The 18,948-nt window shown below is 41.8% G+C and carries 21 protein-coding genes; 14 read left to right on the top strand and 7 right to left on the bottom strand.

Features of this window, described 5'->3' with window-relative positions:
* Positions 1–56 precede the first annotated feature (56 nt).
* From FLL46_RS20945 to FLL46_RS20910, 8 genes are all read left to right on the top strand, one after another.
* A complete protein-coding gene (locus tag FLL46_RS20945; RefSeq protein WP_142933365.1) occupies positions 57–794 on the top strand; it encodes a flagellar basal body rod protein FlgF in 738 nt (245 codons plus the stop codon).
* Between the two features lie 58 nt (positions 795–852).
* A complete protein-coding gene (gene flgG, locus FLL46_RS20940) occupies positions 853–1,641 on the top strand; it encodes a flagellar basal-body rod protein FlgG (RefSeq protein WP_142933364.1) in 789 nt (262 codons plus the stop codon).
* Positions 1,642–1,671: 30 nt separating this feature from the next.
* On the top strand, positions 1,672–2,370 hold the full coding sequence (flgH, locus tag FLL46_RS20935) for a flagellar basal body L-ring protein FlgH (RefSeq protein WP_142933362.1): 699 nt from the start codon (positions 1,672–1,674) through the stop codon (positions 2,368–2,370).
* A 9-nt stretch (positions 2,371–2,379) separates the two neighbouring features.
* A complete protein-coding gene (locus tag FLL46_RS20930; protein ID WP_142933810.1) occupies positions 2,380–3,474 on the top strand; it encodes a flagellar basal body P-ring protein FlgI in 1,095 nt (364 codons plus the stop codon).
* Between the two features lie 27 nt (positions 3,475–3,501).
* Positions 3,502–4,668, top strand: a complete 1,167-nt coding sequence (gene flgJ / locus FLL46_RS20925) for a flagellar assembly peptidoglycan hydrolase FlgJ (protein ID WP_142933360.1) — start codon at positions 3,502–3,504, stop codon at positions 4,666–4,668.
* 94 nt (positions 4,669–4,762) lie between these two features.
* Positions 4,763–6,751 carry a flagellar hook-associated protein FlgK gene (gene flgK, locus FLL46_RS20920; protein WP_142933358.1) on the top strand — a complete coding sequence of 663 codons (1,989 nt, stop codon included), beginning with the start codon at positions 4,763–4,765 and terminating at the stop codon, positions 6,749–6,751.
* 97 nt (positions 6,752–6,848) lie between these two features.
* Positions 6,849–8,063 carry a flagellar hook-associated protein FlgL gene (gene flgL, locus FLL46_RS20915; protein WP_142933356.1) on the top strand — a complete coding sequence of 405 codons (1,215 nt, stop codon included), beginning with the start codon at positions 6,849–6,851 and terminating at the stop codon, positions 8,061–8,063.
* A 319-nt stretch (positions 8,064–8,382) separates the two neighbouring features.
* A complete protein-coding gene (locus FLL46_RS20910; protein WP_142933355.1) occupies positions 8,383–8,871 on the top strand; it encodes an SRPBCC family protein in 489 nt (162 codons plus the stop codon).
* Between the two features lie 101 nt (positions 8,872–8,972).
* On the opposite strand, the gene FLL46_RS20905 is transcribed toward FLL46_RS20910, so the two are convergent.
* Positions 8,973–9,848 carry a LysR family transcriptional regulator gene (locus FLL46_RS20905; RefSeq protein ID WP_142933353.1) on the bottom strand — a complete coding sequence of 292 codons (876 nt, stop codon included), beginning with the start codon at positions 9,846–9,848 and terminating at the stop codon, positions 8,973–8,975.
* 132 nt (positions 9,849–9,980) lie between these two features.
* Here FLL46_RS20905 and FLL46_RS20900 point away from each other — a divergent pair, with 132 nt between their 5' ends.
* The 5 genes from FLL46_RS20900 (at position 9,981) to FLL46_RS20880 (ending at position 14,082) form a co-directional block, all read left to right on the top strand.
* Positions 9,981–11,063 (top strand): NAD(P)/FAD-dependent oxidoreductase, encoded by a 1,083-nt coding sequence (locus tag FLL46_RS20900; protein ID WP_142933351.1) that lies wholly within the window; start codon positions 9,981–9,983, stop codon positions 11,061–11,063.
* Between the two features lie 75 nt (positions 11,064–11,138).
* Positions 11,139–11,543 (top strand): hypothetical protein, encoded by a 405-nt coding sequence (locus FLL46_RS20895; RefSeq protein ID WP_142933349.1) that lies wholly within the window; start codon positions 11,139–11,141, stop codon positions 11,541–11,543.
* A 56-nt stretch (positions 11,544–11,599) separates the two neighbouring features.
* The gene (locus FLL46_RS20890) at positions 11,600–11,896 is read left to right on the top strand and encodes a putative quinol monooxygenase (protein ID WP_142933347.1); all 297 of its coding nucleotides are present in this window, start codon (positions 11,600–11,602) and stop codon (positions 11,894–11,896) included.
* A 34-nt stretch (positions 11,897–11,930) separates the two neighbouring features.
* A complete protein-coding gene (locus tag FLL46_RS20885) occupies positions 11,931–12,863 on the top strand; it encodes a hypothetical protein (protein WP_142933345.1) in 933 nt (310 codons plus the stop codon).
* Positions 12,864–13,002: 139 nt separating this feature from the next.
* A complete protein-coding gene (locus FLL46_RS20880; protein WP_142933343.1) occupies positions 13,003–14,082 on the top strand; it encodes a serine hydrolase domain-containing protein in 1,080 nt (359 codons plus the stop codon).
* Here FLL46_RS20880 and FLL46_RS20875 read toward each other — a convergent pair.
* The gene (locus tag FLL46_RS20875; protein WP_142933341.1) at positions 14,079–14,987 is read right to left on the bottom strand and encodes a carbon-nitrogen hydrolase family protein; all 909 of its coding nucleotides are present in this window, start codon (positions 14,985–14,987) and stop codon (positions 14,079–14,081) included. The genes FLL46_RS20880 and FLL46_RS20875 overlap by 4 nt on opposite strands.
* 160 nt (positions 14,988–15,147) lie before the next feature.
* On the opposite strand from FLL46_RS20875, the gene FLL46_RS20870 reads away from it, so the two are divergent.
* Positions 15,148–15,507 carry a YybH family protein gene (locus tag FLL46_RS20870; protein ID WP_142933339.1) on the top strand — a complete coding sequence of 120 codons (360 nt, stop codon included), beginning with the start codon at positions 15,148–15,150 and terminating at the stop codon, positions 15,505–15,507.
* A gap of 71 nt (positions 15,508–15,578) precedes the next feature.
* Here FLL46_RS20870 and FLL46_RS20865 read toward each other — a convergent pair whose 3' ends face one another.
* The 5 genes from FLL46_RS20865 to FLL46_RS20845 form a co-directional block, all read right to left on the bottom strand.
* Positions 15,579–16,061 carry a GNAT family N-acetyltransferase gene (locus FLL46_RS20865; RefSeq protein ID WP_142933337.1) on the bottom strand — a complete coding sequence of 161 codons (483 nt, stop codon included), beginning with the start codon at positions 16,059–16,061 and terminating at the stop codon, positions 15,579–15,581.
* Between the two features lie 135 nt (positions 16,062–16,196).
* A complete protein-coding gene (locus FLL46_RS20860; protein WP_142933336.1) occupies positions 16,197–16,517 on the bottom strand; it encodes a hypothetical protein in 321 nt (106 codons plus the stop codon).
* A 1-nt stretch (position 16,518) separates the two neighbouring features.
* Positions 16,519–16,920 carry a flagellar export chaperone FliS gene (gene fliS / locus FLL46_RS20855; protein WP_142933334.1) on the bottom strand — a complete coding sequence of 134 codons (402 nt, stop codon included), beginning with the start codon at positions 16,918–16,920 and terminating at the stop codon, positions 16,519–16,521.
* A gap of 32 nt (positions 16,921–16,952) precedes the next feature.
* Positions 16,953–18,335, bottom strand: coding sequence for a flagellar filament capping protein FliD (gene fliD / locus FLL46_RS20850; protein ID WP_142933332.1), 1,383 nt, complete (start codon positions 18,333–18,335; stop codon positions 16,953–16,955).
* Between the two features lie 165 nt (positions 18,336–18,500).
* A complete protein-coding gene (locus FLL46_RS20845) occupies positions 18,501–18,941 on the bottom strand; it encodes a flagellar protein FlaG (protein ID WP_142933331.1) in 441 nt (146 codons plus the stop codon).
* Positions 18,942–18,948 lie beyond the last annotated feature (7 nt).

Below are 18,948 nucleotides of genomic sequence, written 5' to 3'. Positions count from 1 at the left end.
TAGTAACACGCATGTAGTTTGAAACGAAAAGTTAGATTAGAGGCGAGAAGATATCAATGGATAATATGTTGTACATTTCCATGACCGGGGCGCGCGAAACTTCGCTGGCGCAAGCAACCACTGCTAATAATCTGGCGAACGCAAATACCACTGCATTCAAAGCTGACCTGGCTCAATTTCGCTCTATGCCTGTTTACGGAGAAGGTTTGCCCAGCAGGGCGTTTGCGATGACTGAGAGACCGGGTTATAACTTTGATGCCGGTAGCGCAGTTACAACAGGAAGAAGCCTTGATATTTCCATTCGCGGCGAAGGTTGGTTTGTTGTTCACAATGAGCAAGGCGAAGAACTTTTATCACGACGAGGCGATCTAAAAATAACGCCTAACGGTGCATTGCTCAATGGTGCTAATCAGCCAATTGTAGGCGATGGCGGCCCTATTGCATTACCGCCGTTTGAAAAAATTGATATCGCCAAAGACGGCACAATCACAATTTTGCCTCTGGGTGCTGAAGCCAATGCAACCGCAATTATTGATCGTATCAAGATGGTCAATCCTGATATTTCTACGTTAGAAAAAAATCGAGAAGGTCTGTTCATTAGTCGCAACAATGAGCCTTTTATTGCTGACGCTGCGGTGTCTTTAGAGAGCGGCGTTTTAGAAGGAAGTAATGTTAGCGTGGTTGAAGAGCTGACCAATATGATTTCGTTATCTCGTCAATTTGAAGTTCAGGTAAAACTTATGTCATCGGTGGAAGAACGAGGACGTTCTCTCGACCGGTTGTTACAGCCGTAGGTTAATCTGCTAATTATTAATTAGCAATTATGAATTATTTTTTTAAGAGGTAAAAATTATGCATCCTGCATTGTGGATTTCGCAAACGGGTCTCGAAGCGCAAACCAAAGATTTGGCAGTTATTTCAAATAATCTTGCGAACGCGGGAACCGTTGGATTTAAAAAGTCTCGGGTCGCATTTGAAGATCTCTTTTATCAAAATTTACGTCAGCCGGGGGCACAATCTTCGGCTGATAGTCGGTTACCTTCAGGTTTGCAATTAGGAACAGGTGTAAAGGTTGTAGCGACACAAAAAATTCACACCCAGGGAAGTTTTCAAACTAGCGAAAATCAATTAGATATGGCTATTCAAGGAGCCGGTTTTTTCCAGGTGTTACTACCAGACGGTTCGACTGCTTATACGCGAGCAGGAAATTTTGGACTCGATGAAAATGGGCAAATTGTTACCCAGGGAAACGGCTATGTTTTGCAGCCTGGTTTTACCATTCCACAAACTTCAACCAGTTTAGACGTGGCGACTGACGGTACGATTTCAGTGCAGGAGCAAGGCGTTGCTGCGCCAACGGTTGTCGGTAATTTACAGTTAGCTGATTTTGTGAATCCGAGCGGATTACAACCAATCGGCGAAAACCTCTTCATTGAAACTGGTAGTAGCGGTGCGCCAGTCGTTGGTACGCCTGGACTCGATGGCCTGGGTGCAGTACGTGGTGGACAATTGGAAACCTCTAATGTTTCTACGGTGGAAGAGCTGGTTGCAATGATCGAGACTCAACGAACTTATGAGACCAATGCAAAAGTTCTTTCTGCGGTGGATCAAATGTTGCAGTTCATTAATCAGACACTTTAAATGATTCGGCGCTTTAGAGAGTATTTGTTTATGAATTTTAATCGAACGCTGCTAATAATATTCACGGGATCTGCTTTTTTGTTATCTGGTTGCAAAACTATTTATCAAAATGCGTCTATGGATGATCCTAACTGGGCGCCGGCTTTCCCTGAAGTGACAGACACTAGTCAAAGTAATCCTGGCGCGATTTTTAATCCGGCTTCTGCACAAATGTTATTCCAGGATAAAAAAGCCCATCGAATCGGCGATATCATTACCATTGTTTTGTCAGAACGGACTAATGCTACGAAAACAGCAGATACAGAGCTTGGTAAAGACACAACACTAAGCATGGGAGCGCCGACGTTACTAGGCAATGCCAATGTCAATGTTGGTGGCGGAACCTCAAATCTGGGAGTTAGTTACACTGGTGCGAACTCTTTTAAAGCAGAAACCGATAGTGAGCAGAGTAATCAGCTTCAAGGCACAATTACCGTTACTATTCATCAAGTATATCCAAATGGAAATTTAGCGATTAAGGGTGAGAAGTGGATATCGCTTAATCAAGGGAGTGAGTTTATCCGTGTTGCCGGTATTATTCGCCCAGAAGATATTGATAAAGACAATCAGATCACCTCAACGAGAATTGCCAATGCCCGTATTTCATACGGCGGTACAGGTCCTCTTGCAGAAGCGAACGAAGAAGGTTGGTTATCGCGTTTCTTTAATTCTGGCTGGTGGCCATTTTAGGAGATTATGATGAAGTTACCACGTTTACTTTGGACACTTTTAATTCTCGCCAGTTGTGAAATTGCCATGGCTGAGCGTATTAAAGATATTACCAGTGTACAGGGCGTGCGGGAAAATCAATTAATCGGTTATGGCTTAGTCGTTGGGTTAGATGGTACCGGTGAAAAAACACGTTACACCGAACAAACTTTTCGAACCATGCTGGCACGTTTCGGTATCAATGTTCCGCCTGGCAGTCAATTAAAACTCAACAATTCGGCCGCTGTCGCAGTTCATGCAACTTTACCTGCTTTTGCTAAAGCCGGGCAAACGATTGATATCACCGTGAGTAGTTTAGGCGAAGCGAAAAGTTTACGCGGCGGCACACTTTTAATGACGCCATTAAGAGGCGTTGACGGAAAGACTTATGCGATTGCACAGGGTAACTTGGTCGTGGGCGGATTTGGTGCTCAGGGGAGTGATGGTTCGAGAATTAGCGTTAACCATCAAACGGTGGGAAGAGTGCCTAATGGCGCTTCAGTCGAGCAGACTGTGACTACTAATTTTCTGACTAATGAGTTCCTGGTTTTCAATTTACACAAGCCAGATTTCACAACCGCAGTTCGCCTGGCAAAATCAATCAACCGATTGATCGGGCCTAATACTGCTAAACCGATTGACCAAACTTCCGTTCAGGTCAATGCGCCAAGAGATGCGGCACAACGAATTAACTATCTTTCTGTTTTAGAAAATATAGAAATCAGTCCCGCCGAACCAATTGGTCGAATTGTTGTGAATTCTCGAACCGGCACCATTGTCATCGGCAAGCATGTTAATTTGAAGGAAGCGGCAATCGCTCATGGTAATTTAATTGTCAGAATTAAGGAAAGCCAGGATGTGAGTCAACCTGCACCATTAGGGCAGGGAGACACAGTTACTACCCAAGATTCTGAAATTGAAATCGATGCTGAAAATACCCGAATGTTTCATTTTAAACCGGGTGCAACTTTGCAACAGTTGGTTGAAGCGGTGAATGCTGTTGGCGCTGCTCCCGGTGACGTTATGGCGATTTTGGAAGCGCTAAAACAAGCCGGTGCGATTAGCGGCGATCTCATCGTGATTTAACTTTTTATTTCGTAACCGAGCTACTTAATGGACGCTATTAATACATCCAGACAATTTGAACAAGCGAGCATTTATTCAGATTTGAATTCGCTGGATGCTATTCGTCAACAAGGACTAAGCGATGAGGCCGGCGCACTAAAAAAAGCCGCCAAAGAGTTTGAAGCCTTTTTCCTTAACCTGATGCTTAAGTCAATGCGCCAGGCAAGTGAAGTGATCGGTGGTGATTCACTTTTTAGCAGCCAACAGGAAAAAATGTTCACCTCAATGTTAGATGAACAGCTATCTATCGATTTATCACAGAAAGGAACGCTGGGAATTTCGGAATTAATGATGGCGCAATTAATGCGGCAAAAAGGCTCGTTGTCGGCTATGGATTCGACTAAGGAAAAACAGATTAACGATCAGGATAGTCTGGTATCTGAATTAACAACAAGTGTAAAAGAACGTTTTAACCTGGATAAGTCATCTTCAATTGATGGGGTTTCAGATTCGGTATCTCTGAAGTCTGCTGAACCGTCTAATCCAATTGACGCTATTGACGTGACAAATGTTGTTTTGGCTCAGAGTAATTTAGCTACTAAGAATTCAAGTTTTTTAACCAGCGAAGATGAAAAACGAAAAGTCGACTCTGCTGACTCAGCGCTTGTTAATAAAACAGTTGTTAATACGAACGTTATTAATACAGAGGTTGTTAAGCCAGAGAAAAAGTCATTGTTTAGCGAAGCGAAAGAATTTGTGGCTGAGTTGTGGCCATACGCTAAAGCCGCTGCTCAAAAGTTAAATCTTGAACCTAAACTGTTGATCGCCCAAGCCGCGTTGGAAACTGGTTGGGGAAAATTTATTATGCACGATAACTCGGGCAAACCTGGTTTTAATCTTTTTGGGATTAAAGCAGGCAACAATTGGAAAGGGGAGAGCATCAATATTGATACTTTAGAAGTCGAGGCTCAGCAGGTTCATAAGGTCAATGCTTCATTCAGAAAGTATCAAAATTTTTCTGAGTCTTTTAACGATTACGTAGACTTCATTTCAGGGAGTCCTCGTTATCAAAAGGCACTAGAGTCGAGTGAAAGCCCGAATGTTTACATTCAGGAGTTGCAAGATTCAGGTTATGCGACCGATCCAAACTACGCAAATAAAATTTTGCGGATTCTCGGTGAAGATGTGATTCAAAAAGTTGACTCGGGAGAGTAAGTTTTGGAAGTAAGTTAAATCGCAGTAAGTTAAATCAGACTGATTTGGCTGGGGGGCGATTGACCGAGAACCATTTGATTATCAGGTTAAGACTATGGGTATTTTTGACATCAGCATTTCGGGGTTATTGACCAATCAAGCGTCAATTGCCACCACTTCTCACAATATAGCCAACGCTAATGTCGAAGGCTATTCCCGCCAGAGAATTGACCAAAGCGCACGAACGCCTGAGTTTATTGGTGGTAATTTTTTTGGTACAGGTGTCGAGGTAGGTAATGTTCGGAGAATATTCGAAGCGACCCAACAGTTAGAACTCCAGGCGGCGACTGCAGATTTTAATAACTTTGAGAGTTTTCTCAACCAAGCTCAGCGAGTTGATGGATTATTGGCCGATAGTGACAATGGTATCAACAATGCCATTCAAAAATTTTATACGGCGTTGCAAGGCGTCGTTAATGATCCGGCTTCGGTTCCTGCAAGACAAGTTATGCTCAGTGAAGCCGAGACGATGGCTTCACGGTTTGAACAGGTGCATTCGCAATTAGAAAATCAGATTAGTGAAATAAATGGAAGCATTGATTCTATCGCCAGTGAAATTTCGGCTCTTGCTGATTCCATTGCAAAATTGAATAACCAGATAGCTGGTTCTCCAGGCAGTGCACCACCTGATCTGCTGGATCGAAGAGATAGAGAAATTACGCGGCTCAGTGAATTAATTGGGGTTCAGACTCTCGAGCAGGATGATGGCAGTCTTAATGTATTTATCGGTACCGGCCAATCATTAGTTGTCGGTTCTTTATCAAATACGCTTAGCGCGACCGTTGATCCATTAGACCCAAGAAGCATGCAGCTCAGTATCACTGCAGGTAGTTCCGCAATTGATATCACAAACAATCTGACCGGTGGTGAGTTGGGCGGTTTATTAGATGTCGTGGACGATGTCATTGAACCTGCATTCAATACTTTAGGAAGAGTGGCGATAGGAATTTCAAATTCCTTTAATAATCAACACCAGCTCGGACTTGATTTAAACAACCAGCTTGGCGGTGCTTTTTTTACTGATATGAACTCTGCCAGCATCGAAGCGTCAAGAGTGATTGCATCAACCTCAAATACCGGTAATGCGACGTTAAGTATTACCATTGACGATCCTTCTTTGCTTACGGATTCTAATTATCAATTACGTTTAATTGGTGGGAACTACCAGTTGTTTGATTTATCCAATAACGCTACCATCGCGACCTTCGCGCCGCCTGGTGTAGTACCTGATACCGTGCAGGTCGCTGCTGAAGGATTTACGATTAATTTTCTTTCTGGCGCAGCGAATAATGGCGACGCATTTGAGTTTCAAAATACGCGAAATTTTGCGCGAGATATCGACGTTTTAGTAACGACACCAGAACAAATTGCTGCGGCATCGCCCATTCGAGGTGAACAAGCTTCAACTAATATTGGATCCGGTAGCATTACTGCGTTGACGGTGACTGATACATCAACCGCGCAATTTACCACAACGCCAGGAAACCTTGCGCCTCCAATTAGAATCGAGTTTGATGCGACGCCCGGAGAGTTTTCTCTCTATGATATGACAACAGGCGTTCCAGTGCTATTGGTCGGCGGTGTTACCGGGTTTGTTCCCAATCAGGAAAATAATATGTTGGCTCTGGCCGGTGCGCCTTATAACGCCTATGGATATGAAGTCACAATTTCTGGAGATCCGCAAGCCGGCGATGATTTTGACATTAGTTATAATGCTAACGGCGCGGGTAATAACTCAAATATTTCTTTACTGGGCGAGTTGCAGTTTGCAAACACATTAGACAACGGTAACTCTAATTTTCAGCAAGCCTTCGGACGAATTATTAGTAGTGTTGGTGTTAATACTCAAGCCGCTGAAATCAAACGTGATGCAGCCGAAAGTCTTTTGTTCCAGGCAAACGAGAGAAAACAAAGTACTTCAGGCGTCAACTTAGATGAGGAGGCGGCGAATTTAATAAAGTTTCAACAAGCTTATGAAGCTTCAGCCCAGGTGATCTCGGTAGCGAGAACCTTGTTTCAGACGGTCTTGGATTCAGTAAGATAAGAGTTTTAAGAAATTAGCGAGTAAAACAGGATTATTGGTGAGATCGCCTGATATCTTTAACGCCAATTTCGTTTATTAAAGAACGAGAGTAAAGTAAATGAGATTATCGACAACACAAATGACCAGTGCAGGCGTGAGAGAACTTCTCTTACGGCAGGCCGATATCCAGCATACTCAACTTCAGTTAGCTACACAGAAAAGAGTGTTAAAACCTTCTGACGATCCAGTAGCGGCAACGTCGATTAGTTTTTTACAAACGGAAATTGCGCAATTAGAACAATTTAATGTGAATGGCGACGCGGCCAAATCGAATAATGAATTAGAAGAAAGCGTGTTAGCTAGCGTAACGGATATCTTATTTCGCATTCGCAGTCTAACCGTTGAAATGGGAAATGGTACTTATGGTGAAGATGAGATCAATAGTGTCGCCGTTGAAATGAAAGAAAGGCTGGGGGAATTACTCGGCCTGGCCAATACAAAAAATGCAAACGGCGACTATCTATTTTCCGGTAGCAAAGTAAAAACACAGCCGTTTGCGCGAGATGCTGCAGGAAATTATGTTTACAATGGCGATCAAAACCAACGAATGTTAAGAGTCAGTAGTGGCGTTGTTGTCGCTGTATCAGATCCGGGATTTGATGTTTTCGTTGATACAAAAAATGGTAACGGAAAATTCATCACTTCCGCAAATACTGCGAACACCGGTTCTGGCATTATTTCGCCTGGAGACTATCAAGCGCCTCCCAACTTTTTGGCCGAACCATACACAATTACTTTTGGTACAGACATAAACGGTAACACAACCTATACTGTCACCGGTGACGTCAGTGCGGGGACGATAGTACCCGCAACCATCTGGCAAGAAGGCGATCAAATTTCTTTCAACGGCATTACAACACAAGTTGCCGGCGCGCCGGTTGCTGGTGATCAATTCCATATCGCGCCCAGTAGTTCAGAAGATCTTTTCACAACAATTCAAACCGCGATTGACGCGGCGGAAAGTTTTTCTCAAAGTCCCGCTAATACTGCTAAGTTCCTTAGCACAATTAATAGTGTTCAAGAAACTCTGGAAGGACATATGCAAAATGTTGATGTTGTCCGCGGTAGAGTTGGTAGCAGGCTAAATGCGGTTGACTCGGAATTTAATAGTAACCTGTCATTATTAATCACCAGCAAATCAACCTTGTCTGATGTTCAGGATTTAGATGTTGTGGAGGCATCGACACGGTTTTCTCAGCAGCTTGTTGTATTAGAGGCGGCTCAGGCCAGTTTTGTTAGAGTGCAAGGGTTAAATCTGTTTAACTTTTTGTAGGGGGAGGGTAGCTTTAACTTATTGCTTTATGTTTTATCGATTTTTTCTCATATCAGAACCACGTTTCAACATTCTCCAATTTTTGCACTTTCATTACTTTCTCTGATAACAATATTTATTTGATTATTTAAATAAACCGTCAGTGATAGTTAAGTTTGTAAAGAAACACCGCTAATCTTAATAAGTCCAATGTTGACTTTGCTTAGGAGTCAGGTAAATATTCGATACAGTTATGGTTAACTACACAGTGAGTCAATCTGCTAACAAAAAATAAGACCTTTATCTGGCTGTGAAATTTGATTAGGCATTAGGTAATTATATGGCGATAGCACAATTTGAAATTGAAATATCCTCTTCACCGGATGAAGTTTATAAAGTTTCTCAGGATTACTCCGTCAGATATGATTGGGATCCATTCCCTGAACGAGTTCAGCTTCTCAATGGTGACGACAAAATATCTAAAGGCACTAGAGCATACGTGAAAGCGAAATCTTCCCTGGAAATGGAAGTTGAATTTATACAAGTTTCACCTCCAACAACAACGACAATAGCGATGGTTAAAGGGCCAATATTTCTAGATAGTTTTGTCGGGAGCTGGATTTTTAAGCCTTTAGATAATGGCAGAACAAAAGCTAAGTTTCGATATTCCATTAAGTCGAAGAAGTGGGCACTACCATTTATTACTGATCGGCTAGCTGTCCTGTACTTTAGGAAGACAGTTAAAGATAGATTGGTAGGTCTTAAGAGTTACTGTGAAGATACGTTTGACAATCGCAGTAAAAAGGCTGCTGATACAGGTGACAACTGAAGGCATGGGCGCCAGAACATTATGATGAGGGGCATTGGCAAAACCCTATAAGCTCTATATCACCTTTTGTAGCATTAATAGACGGGGACATTGTTGTAAATTCAGTTAGACCCTTCTCGAAACAATTGCCAAAGTCTTTGAGCAACGGGTCCAACAGGCTCAGATTCTAATCTAACAATTCTCAACTCAACGCCAGGAGACTCAACATTACCTTCAACTTTCAAGGGAGCCAGTAGTCTCTGTTCAAGCTCATCTTTTATAAGGTGTTCAGGCAAACTCCCCCAGCCCATGCCTTGCATGATAATTTCTTTTTTAGTTTGGAAATCATTGACCCTCCACTGATCGCCGCCTTCAAGAACACCATAAGTTTTATTTGAAGATTTACGACCACTGATGATGACTTGCGGATGTTTCTTCATGACGGCTTTAGGTACAACGTCATATTCTTGCAATAAAGGAGAATCTGCTGCAATAACTGACTTGAAACGCAAATTCATAAAGTGCATTGATTCTAATTTTTCAAAATTTTCAATCCAGGGAATGATCAAAATAGAAGCTCGTCCGTCTTCCAGCAAATCGAGGGGGCCCATTCCATTTTCAGAATAAACCTCTAGCCGAGTGCCGGGAAATTCCACTTTACACTGCCTGATAGTGCTGATAATAGGCGAAACGGGAATCGCAGAAGTAAAAGCAATGCCCACCTCAAGTTCTTCTCCGGTGGCCAGTTGATTCGCCAGGTTTTTAAATGATTGTGCCTGGCCTAATACCAATTTCGCTTTTTCATAAAGGGCTTTTCCTTGTGGTGTTAGCTTGTTTCTATACTGGTCTCGATCGAATATTTTCAGGCCAAGTTCGTCCTCAAGATTCTTTATCGCTACGCTAATTGTCGGCTGCGTTCGGTTTAGATTCTGAGCGGCTACTCTCAGGGAGCCACCTTCAACGATTGCTTGCAACGATTTAAGTTGATCTAGCGTCATAGTTTCTCCTTAGAAAAAAACTTACATATTGATAAAAAATAAGAAATTTCATTAGATTAAAGCTAATGTTACCTTCTATCTATCGTTAAGTGAATTCTATTATTCAAAATAATCTCAATACTGAAGGTAATTATGCAAAAGCAAACAGATGTACTTATTATTGGTGGTGGCTTTGGAGGAGTTGGTGCAGCTCAGAAGTTGTCGAAAAATGGCGTCAGCGTTACATTGGTTGACAGAAAAAATTACTTCGAAGTGACCTTTGCAACGCTACGCGATGTTACTGACCCCGGAAGACTTGGTAATTCGCCACGTAAACTCTACAGTGATTTTATTGACGGGACCTTTATTCAGGGCAGCATTGAGTCAATGAATGATAAAGAAGCGAAGCTTACAAATGGATTGAGTATTCGGTTTAAGCAAGCCATCATCGCATCTGGAAGCCGCTATCCCTCGTTGCCGCTGGCAAAGTCGAATTCTGCATTTGACTATAGTGAGCGCAACCAGGAAATCATGAATGAGCATAAATCAATTGCATCCGCGAAATCGATTCTAGTGATTGGCGGCGGCGCTGTAGGGGTAGAATTCGCAGGTGAAATTGCAAGTGCCTTTCCCGACAAAGATATTACTCTAGCCCATTCAACCGACACGCTGTTGGATAACATGAAACCTAAGGTACAACGCAAAGCATTGGAGCAATTAACAGCCAAAGGTGTAAATGTGAAGTTTAACCGCAGGTTTACCAAAGACGGGAATGTTTATCGCTGTTCCAAAAGCCAGGAATCCCTTCAGGTGGACATCGCTTATGCTTGCGTGGGGATGCTTCCCAATACTGAGTTTTTAAAAGCTGAGCTTCCAGGTATTCTTGATGATAAAGGCTTTGTCAAAGTGGATTCATTGATGAAAGTGCAGGGCTATGAAAACCTGTATGCATTAGGTGATTGTGCAACGCTTGATAACCATAAACACGGTTACGTAGCTAGTGTTCAAGGTGCTATGCTGGCAGATGCTCTACTGAGATCGGCGAAAGGAAAAAAAATTAAACCGTATAAAACCCCGCCGTTCGCAGTAATCACTCCAACTGGAACTGATTCTGGAGTTGCACAAATGCCCTTTGGTGTAACAACCGCGAAGTTTTTCGTGAACTTGAAGCAAAAAGACTTAGGTATTAGTAATATGTACAAAATCTATGGAAGCAAACCAGACAAATTGAATTGATTCATATTAAAAAATCTAACAAACATGGTAAATTAGGATAAGGTAGGTTGGATAAATTATAAGACCGATTATTTTATGTTAGATATTGATTACTTTGATGGCTTCACAGAGGAGCTTATTTCATTTAAAGCTGCTATCGATGGAGAAAAATGTAATATTACATTTGACTGTTTCATCGGTCGGATAAGAGGTGATTCATTTACAATTGAGCTAGCTGATAGGCCACTTGATATACTAAGTGTAATGGAAGCGCTTCTAGAACTTGATGAAAGGTACGAATTGGAAATCGATGATATTGGTTCTGTGAGACTTTGTTTTAATTGGGATGGTAAAGATATTCATAGATACTTCGATGGTTGTAATCTTAGTCAATACTCAAAAGAAATAAAGCATAAAGCCCAATTGGAAAACTTAGAAAACTATTTGTTTGCTATCAGGAAGAATATCGTCGAGCGATCAAAAAAGAAAGCAAAGTTATAAGCAATCGTTTCAGTATTTTTAGTGAGTGTTCACAAATTAAGTTAAGGAGAGTTCACTTGAGTTTTGTCGCAATATCAAAGGTAAAGTTTCCACCTGCGCTGAAAGAAGCAATTCACGCGTTTGGCTTAGAAATGGTCGCCGAAGCCAAGTCGCAGGCTGGCCTTATATCCATCAGCTTCCATCAGTCACATGATGAAAATGAGACGATGATGTATTGGGAGTGGGAATCTCAAGAAGATCATGAAAGATGTATGCAATCTGAAGATTGGAATGTCCTGATGAAAAAGTCCGGTACTTTATTTCAATCAAGTGATGTCGTATTTTCGATTCAAACCTATAATCGGTTAGCTTAGTCTTAATGAGTTTTTGTGTGATCTAAGGAGCGCAATGCACTTTTTAAAAAAAATAAAATTAGTAACCGCCTTTCTAGTATTTTCTATTTTCCCCCTAAACTTATGGGCTGTTGAGCTATCTAAGCATGAGTGGAAGTTTATTGAGTCCTATTTGCCAATGGCCGCTAAAAGCAATCATTTTAGCGAAGTTGTTGCCGGCATTATAATCGCTAATCAAACGGGCCATCTTAACCAATTAGAGCTGCTTTATTCTCGCGCTCGAGCTATAGGGTATGAAAATAAGCTTTGGGTTGATCACGAGATTAAATCCTGTTTGATAGCAAAAGAAAATAAAAACTGTGATCTAGAACTTTTAATCAGTCAACTCAAAAAACTTGATAGTGAAAATGCTTTACCTTATGTCTACTCAGCGCTATTTCGAGCAAAAAATAGAGAGTGGTCATTGGCGTTGGCCGATTTGGAAAAAGCGGCGAGTCGAAAAAAATATGATGATTACTACTTTAAGAGATTTTCCTTGTTATTGGAAGTCTTGAAGAACAGTGACTTTCCTACTGAATATTTACATACTGCCTCAATCAAACTTGCACACTATATGGTGGTTCAGCCATATAAAAAACTAATGGATTTGTGTAATGCGCAGGCTAAGTTGAGCCGGGATTGGAAAGTGACCTGTATTCAACTGGGAGAGTTGCTTGAATCCGAAGGAACCATCTTTTATGCCAATATGGTTGGCTTCGCTTTGCAACGGGAAGCACTTAGTAATGATGAAAAGGATACGAAAAAGCTAGTAAAGGTAAAAGCTGATAGAGAAGCACTAAATCAATGGAGAATAAACGCGGTGCAGATTCTTGATTTCATCGAAGCGAAGAAGAAAGGGCCTGATTCCTATTATGCGGACCTCATCAATTTGGGGGAGCGAAAGGCAATCGAAAATGCGTTAAAACTGATTACAAATAAGGGCCTATAGAAGTAAAAATCGCTGCCAACCTTTTTACCGTATAAAATGTCGAACAAATATAAAGAATATCAATCAAGCACTCAATTGAATGACTATTGATATGTTTAAGCTGGTCATTAAAAGAAAAAACAACTAAAAAGAGAAATCGATGAAAAAGGGAATTTTGCTCCTTGTATCTATACTTGTTATTACTACATCTTGCTTCGCTGCTAAAAAATCATGGTTAGAGCAGGCAAACGAAAGCATTAAAAGCAACGCCTACTCTAAAATTGATAGCATGTTGGTCTACCATAAGAACTCGCTCATTTTCGAAAGTTATTATGGTCGTTTCAACGAAAACACGCTACACAGAACCCACTCAACATTTAAGAGTATTAATGGTTTACTCGCTCTGATAGCTTTCGATCAAAAAATATTACAAGCAAACGAATTTGTTCTGCCTTTACTAAAGCGGTTTGGAGAACCGAAAGCGCTTGATTCTCGAAAAAAACTTTTGCGAGTAGAACACTTACTCGATATGACGTCTGGATTAGATTGCGATGAAGCACCAGGCGGCGTCGGCCCGAGTCATGAGTGGGGCGTTGATGAAGGACCAACGCCATTTGAATATAGCTTAAATATCAGGATGAAAAATAAACCTGGGGCTAGCTGGCATTATTGTAGTGCTAATAGCTTTTTGCTTGCTGCCGTGATTTCCGCCGCGCTTGAAAGAGCGAACAGGGAAAATATTTTTGAGTTCGCACATCGCTATTTATTTGCACCGTTAGAAATTGAGAAAAATAACTATCGCCTGAGAACCAGTCATGACGGCCAATTTTTAATGGGGCAGGGCAATTCAAATTTTAAGTCGAAGGATTTAGCTAAGTTTGGATTGGTCGTTTTAAACAAAGGCATATGGCGAGGAAAAAGAATCGTATCGGAAGCCTCAATCAATGAACTTTATCAGGCAAACGAGAAAATCAATTGGTCATGGACAGATGAAATACCTGAACATCCCGCGAGTCAAACCTTATACGGAAACCAATGGTACCAGACGACATTTGAGGTGAAAGGCGAAAAAGTTACCTCGCTCCATAGTTGGGGAAACGGTGGTCAATTTATTTTCGTTGTACCGAAGCTTGAGGCGGTTGTCGTATTTACCGGCAGCAATCAAGGGAATATTAAACGGCAAAAGCAACCGTTTGATATTATGTACCGTTATGTTTTGCCTGACTTGATGTCTCGCTAGTTTTTAATTCGTTCCTCTTGATCAACATTCAATTTAAAAATATCTGGCCTAGAATAATGCCCGGAAGCATCAAAATCATAACGGGCTTTAATTACATCATCCAGGTTGATCTCTGCGGATAGTAATTTTTCTTCACCATAAATGGGGCCTGCTAGTACTTCTCCCATAGGTGAAACAATAACACTGCCGCCTCGAATCAGTTCTTTATCGTCAGGCCACTCGGTGTCGAACCCAAGACTCGATGGCGAGCCCAGATATTGGCAGGCACTGATCAAAAACATTCGACCTTCATAAGCGATATGGCGCATTGAGGCTTGCCATATTTCTCTGTCGTCAACAGTCGAAGCACACCATAAATTGAGGTCTTTTGAATACATGTGCGATCTTAGCAAAGGCATATAATTTTCCCAACAAATCACACTACCGGCTTTAAGGTTTTCAGTTTTAATCAGCGGCATTGTTGAACCGTCACCTTGAGCCCAGATTAATCTTTCACTTGCTGTTGGCATTAACTTTCGATGAACACCGTTAAGCTCGCCTTGGTTGGAAATGAAAGCCGTTGTGCAATAGAGCGATGAGCGAACTTTTTCGATGACGCCAATGATCAAATTCGTCTGAGTACGCTTGGCCATTTGCCTGATGTCTTTTAAGTCATCTGTCTGTAAGTTGACCGTCTGGTTCCAGTAATGTAAAAATTGTTCTCGACCGACCTCTTTGCGATAGCCGATTCGAGTACCGAAATCCCAACCTTTTGGATATCCACCAATGAGTGCTTCTGGTAGAACAATGAGTTCACAGGCTTCATCTTTGATTTGGCTTTCATAATCCAGAACTTTTTGAATGGTTACTTTGCTGGAGCTCAAAGCGCTACCAATTTGGAGTGCACCGATTTTTGTCTGGCTCATGTGGAATCCTCAGAAGTTTTGTCACGATGACTTTTAATATATTCTTAGTCTAACTATTATTGAAGTGAATTATCGAATTTAATTTTTAGTCATCAATTTTTTGATTGTTTGGCGTATGCGTCATCAATCAACTTACAGTTTAAGCAGCATAGGTTCAACCATGTATCAGCCAGCCAAAGACCCAAATGATCTTGAGAAATTCTTCGTTGAGCGAGCTAACGCCGGCGACGTTGAAGGACTTGTGTGTTTGTATGAGTTTGATGCAACACTCGATTCTGGCGACGGCAAGGTTGCTCAGGGCCACGAGGAAATTAGAAGCTTCTTTATCAAATTCTTATCGAGTAAGCCGCAACTTCTACCGAGCAAGCAAGCTAAACCATTGTTAAGTGGTGAGCTGGCGCTAACCTCATCACGACTTCACAACGGTGATGTCACGGCTGAGATTGCTCGGCGACAGTCGGATGGTAGTTGGCTTTGGGTTGTTGACCATTTTGCCATCGGGAAATCTGAGGTTAGGTAGAGACACAAAACGACGAGTATTTTATGTTAGAAGTATAATCAGACGTAATCTAGGGTAGGGTAAAATACTGCTTAATTTGAATCGGGTAATTTTAACATTTTTCGCGCGGTGACAGTTCTTTGAAGATATCCCTGTTTATCCCAGAAGGATTTCGCTAGGTTATTATGAGAAGTATAATTGCACTCGATATATCCAATACCAACGGATATAAAACACTGTTCAATTTCACTAACTAGCGTGTCAGCAATATGTTGTTTTCGATGATCTTCATTAATCCACAATAGTTGAATGATACCTTTCGCGGGAGACTCTAAAAATCCGTTATCATTGATGATACTCGACGCTAAAATAAACCCAATAGGTTGAGCATCAACTTCGGCAATAAGACAAAGGTTTCCAGTATCTTCCAGCTGTCCCGATAACCATTGCTTCAGGTGAACAGGAAAGTCAGCATGCGCTTTTAGTTCGCCATCGTCCTCATGATGGTGGAGCTGCAGTGTCCATTGGAATATTAATTCGATATCTTCGGTATTTGCCTGGCGAATGTCTAACATATCAATTTATTTATTTTATTAATCTCTCGAATCTACGAGTTTGATTGCCGATAAAAAACTGGTGTGGCTAGGATTTTATTATAAATAAGATTTTAGTATAAAAAGGCTCTGGTATAAAAATGATTTTAATACAAATTAGTGTTCAGTGGCAGAGTTATGTGTGTTTTTGTAGTGGTTAATCGCACGGTGGGTTTTTCTTAAATTAATACCCGACTGGATCGCCGACTCTTTGTGTTTAGCAACCGCCGAACCCACAAGTTGGTCACAGGTATTTACTTTTTGGGCAATGAGTTGCAGCTGTTCTGCACTCAGCTGATTTTGGTTTTCTTCGCAATAGTCTTGAATAAGCTGGTGTCTTTCGCCGGTTAATCCTAAAACGGTTTCCCACTCAAGTTTGTCAGCATAGCGCCTGATTTCATCATTGAGTTTATCGAGCTTGGCGGTAATAGTAGACATGTTAAGATTGCATTTCCTGTAACGCTTGTTCGCGAATGCCATCCCAACCTTCTTTTACCTGCTGCATCACTCCTAGCACGTCATTGAGTTTTTCTTCGCTATTTTCCAGGTTAGCCGCAACTAGTGCAGTACAACAGTAGTCATATAAAGCGTCCAGATTATGTGCGAGATCACCGCCTTGCTCCATGTTAAGGCTTCCTCTCAAACCACCAATAATCGAAATCGCCCAGCTGATATGTTGACCTTTTTCCGCCAGCTTTTTATTGTTCATAAAAAACTTCGCTCGGTTGATTTTTTCAATTGCACCGTCGATGAGCATTTGAATTAATCGATGTGGATCTGCATTTTCAACACCGGTCGCCGCACTCATTTTGGTGTAGGCGTTAGCTCCAGTTAATCCCATTGATAAAACCTCTTTAATGATTATTAGTTAAACTATTCGCTTTTATTACTCGAGAAACCGGGTAAGTTAGCAAATTGTTGGGCAATAAAACTTTGCGTAGAATTAAATTGTGCCACGATGGCATCCATAGTGGCGAATTGATTAGTTAATCTTAAAGTCAGCGATTCAATTCTTAAATCGAGAGAAATTCTTTCATCGGCGATTTGGCTTAGCTGCTCATTGAGTGATTCTGTTCTAGAAGTGATAACACCGCCACTGCCGGTATAATTGTCAATCAAGCTTCTAAGTTGGGTTGCAAAGCCTTCTTCGCTGGCGAACAGATCGTCAAATTGTTCAAAGTTACTATCTATCGCTGTGTCGAGTGTATCGTTGTCGATTTCCAGTTTGCCGTCTTGCGTGGTGGTGATACCGATCGCAGATAAGCTGTTAAAATCCCCGGTGATTGTTGACACCGTTGATGCAAATAAATTTCTGATTTGCGAGTCGACTTGCCGTAAAGTTGAGTCCCCAAGAAGTAGACCTGGTTGGGCGGTATCGGCTGAGCCCAGTTGTTTGGAAACGTCAACGTAAGCATTAAAAGTGTCGACAAAGTTGGTTATTAACGATTTGGTGCTGTTAGTGTCCAGAGACACCGTTAGTGTGTCGGTGGTGCCCGCTGGAGTATGCGCTTTCGACACATCAATCGTGACATTTTGAATAATGTTTTCGAATTTATTCGTGCTGCTGGTTGCAGCGAAACCATCCACTAGAATGCTAGCATCAATGGCGGTTTGAGTCTGGGTTAATCCAGTTGAGAGGTCGGCCAGAGATGCATCGCCGCTAAATGTAACAACCAGATCATTACCCGTACCTGTCGTGGTTGAGTTAAATGTCAGAACACTACCTGTGTCTGGTCCGCTGGTAACATTGTTTAGCAAGTTTACTGAAACAAAGTCGTTACCGGTTGCTGCGTTAATGTTATTACGAATATCTTCTAGCGTATCGGTAGCTGAAACAGCCACATCAAAAGTATCACTGCCGATAGTGAAGGTTAAAGTACCATCACCAAAAGTGGTTGAGCTGCCACCGGTAAAAACTTGTGATTGGTGAATGCTGCCGGCCGCGAGGGTGCTGACTTCTATAGCGTAAGTTCCAGCTGTTGCGCTGGAGGTAGCTGTTGCGGTGAAAAAGTCACTATCAGACACAGTCACTGAGCGTTTACTAAAACTTGTTGATAAGCTCAGATCGAAAGCCGCCGTGCGCAACTCATCGAGCGCTGACTTTAAACCGCCTAAGCCCGTTAGTGAAACGGTGACATCTGTCTCTAGCCTGTTAAGGCTATTTTCCTTTGGAGCTCTTTCTGCGGCTACTAAAGCTTCAACGATACTTTTTGTATCGAGTCCTGAGCCTAAGCCGCCAATTGATATGAGTCCCATAGCTGAAATCCTGTATTAACAAAAAAATAAACTAATAATCGACAAAACTCAATTACCACTAAAACTGACTGACTATTTACTAAAAAATAGCAATTTTTGCGCCAGTCTTACTGGTAACAAGTCTTGAAGGTAAAGAAAAGGGAGCAAGGCTCCCTTTTCAAGCCCTTACACTTTCTCTTGAAGAAGAATTCCACTGCTGGAGATATCTTCCTCGTTAAGCTCCTTCAACCGCTTGGATAAGTTGATTAGTTCTTCGGGTGGGAATTGCCTGATGAGTTCATCGGTTTCTTTATCGACTACTCTAACAATTGTCACGCCGAGTTCTTCGTCAACTTTGAACTGAAGGCTTCGGTCAATACTCTGATTGAAGCTTTGGAACTCTTCAATCTGTGATTTAACTTCTGCCTGGTTCTCCGTAGGTTTCTCGTTTTGATTGACCGCCACAGATTGAATGGTATTACTATTCGTTTCTGTATTGGCAACCACTTTCAATCCATCATTATCCACTTTAGCTGTTGAAGGCGCTCTGCTACTCGGTTGCGGCAAACGGCTGCCGGTCTCAACCGATGGCGGTTGAAAGTTGCCTGACAAATTATGTATAGCCATAGCACGT

It is taken from the genome of Aliikangiella coralliicola, assembly GCF_007004725.1.
Taxonomy (GTDB): Bacteria; Pseudomonadota; Gammaproteobacteria; order Enterobacterales; family Kangiellaceae; genus Aliikangiella; species Aliikangiella coralliicola.
The sequence above is the reverse complement of the archived record's forward strand: the minus strand, read 5'-3'. Positions and strand labels throughout refer to the sequence as shown.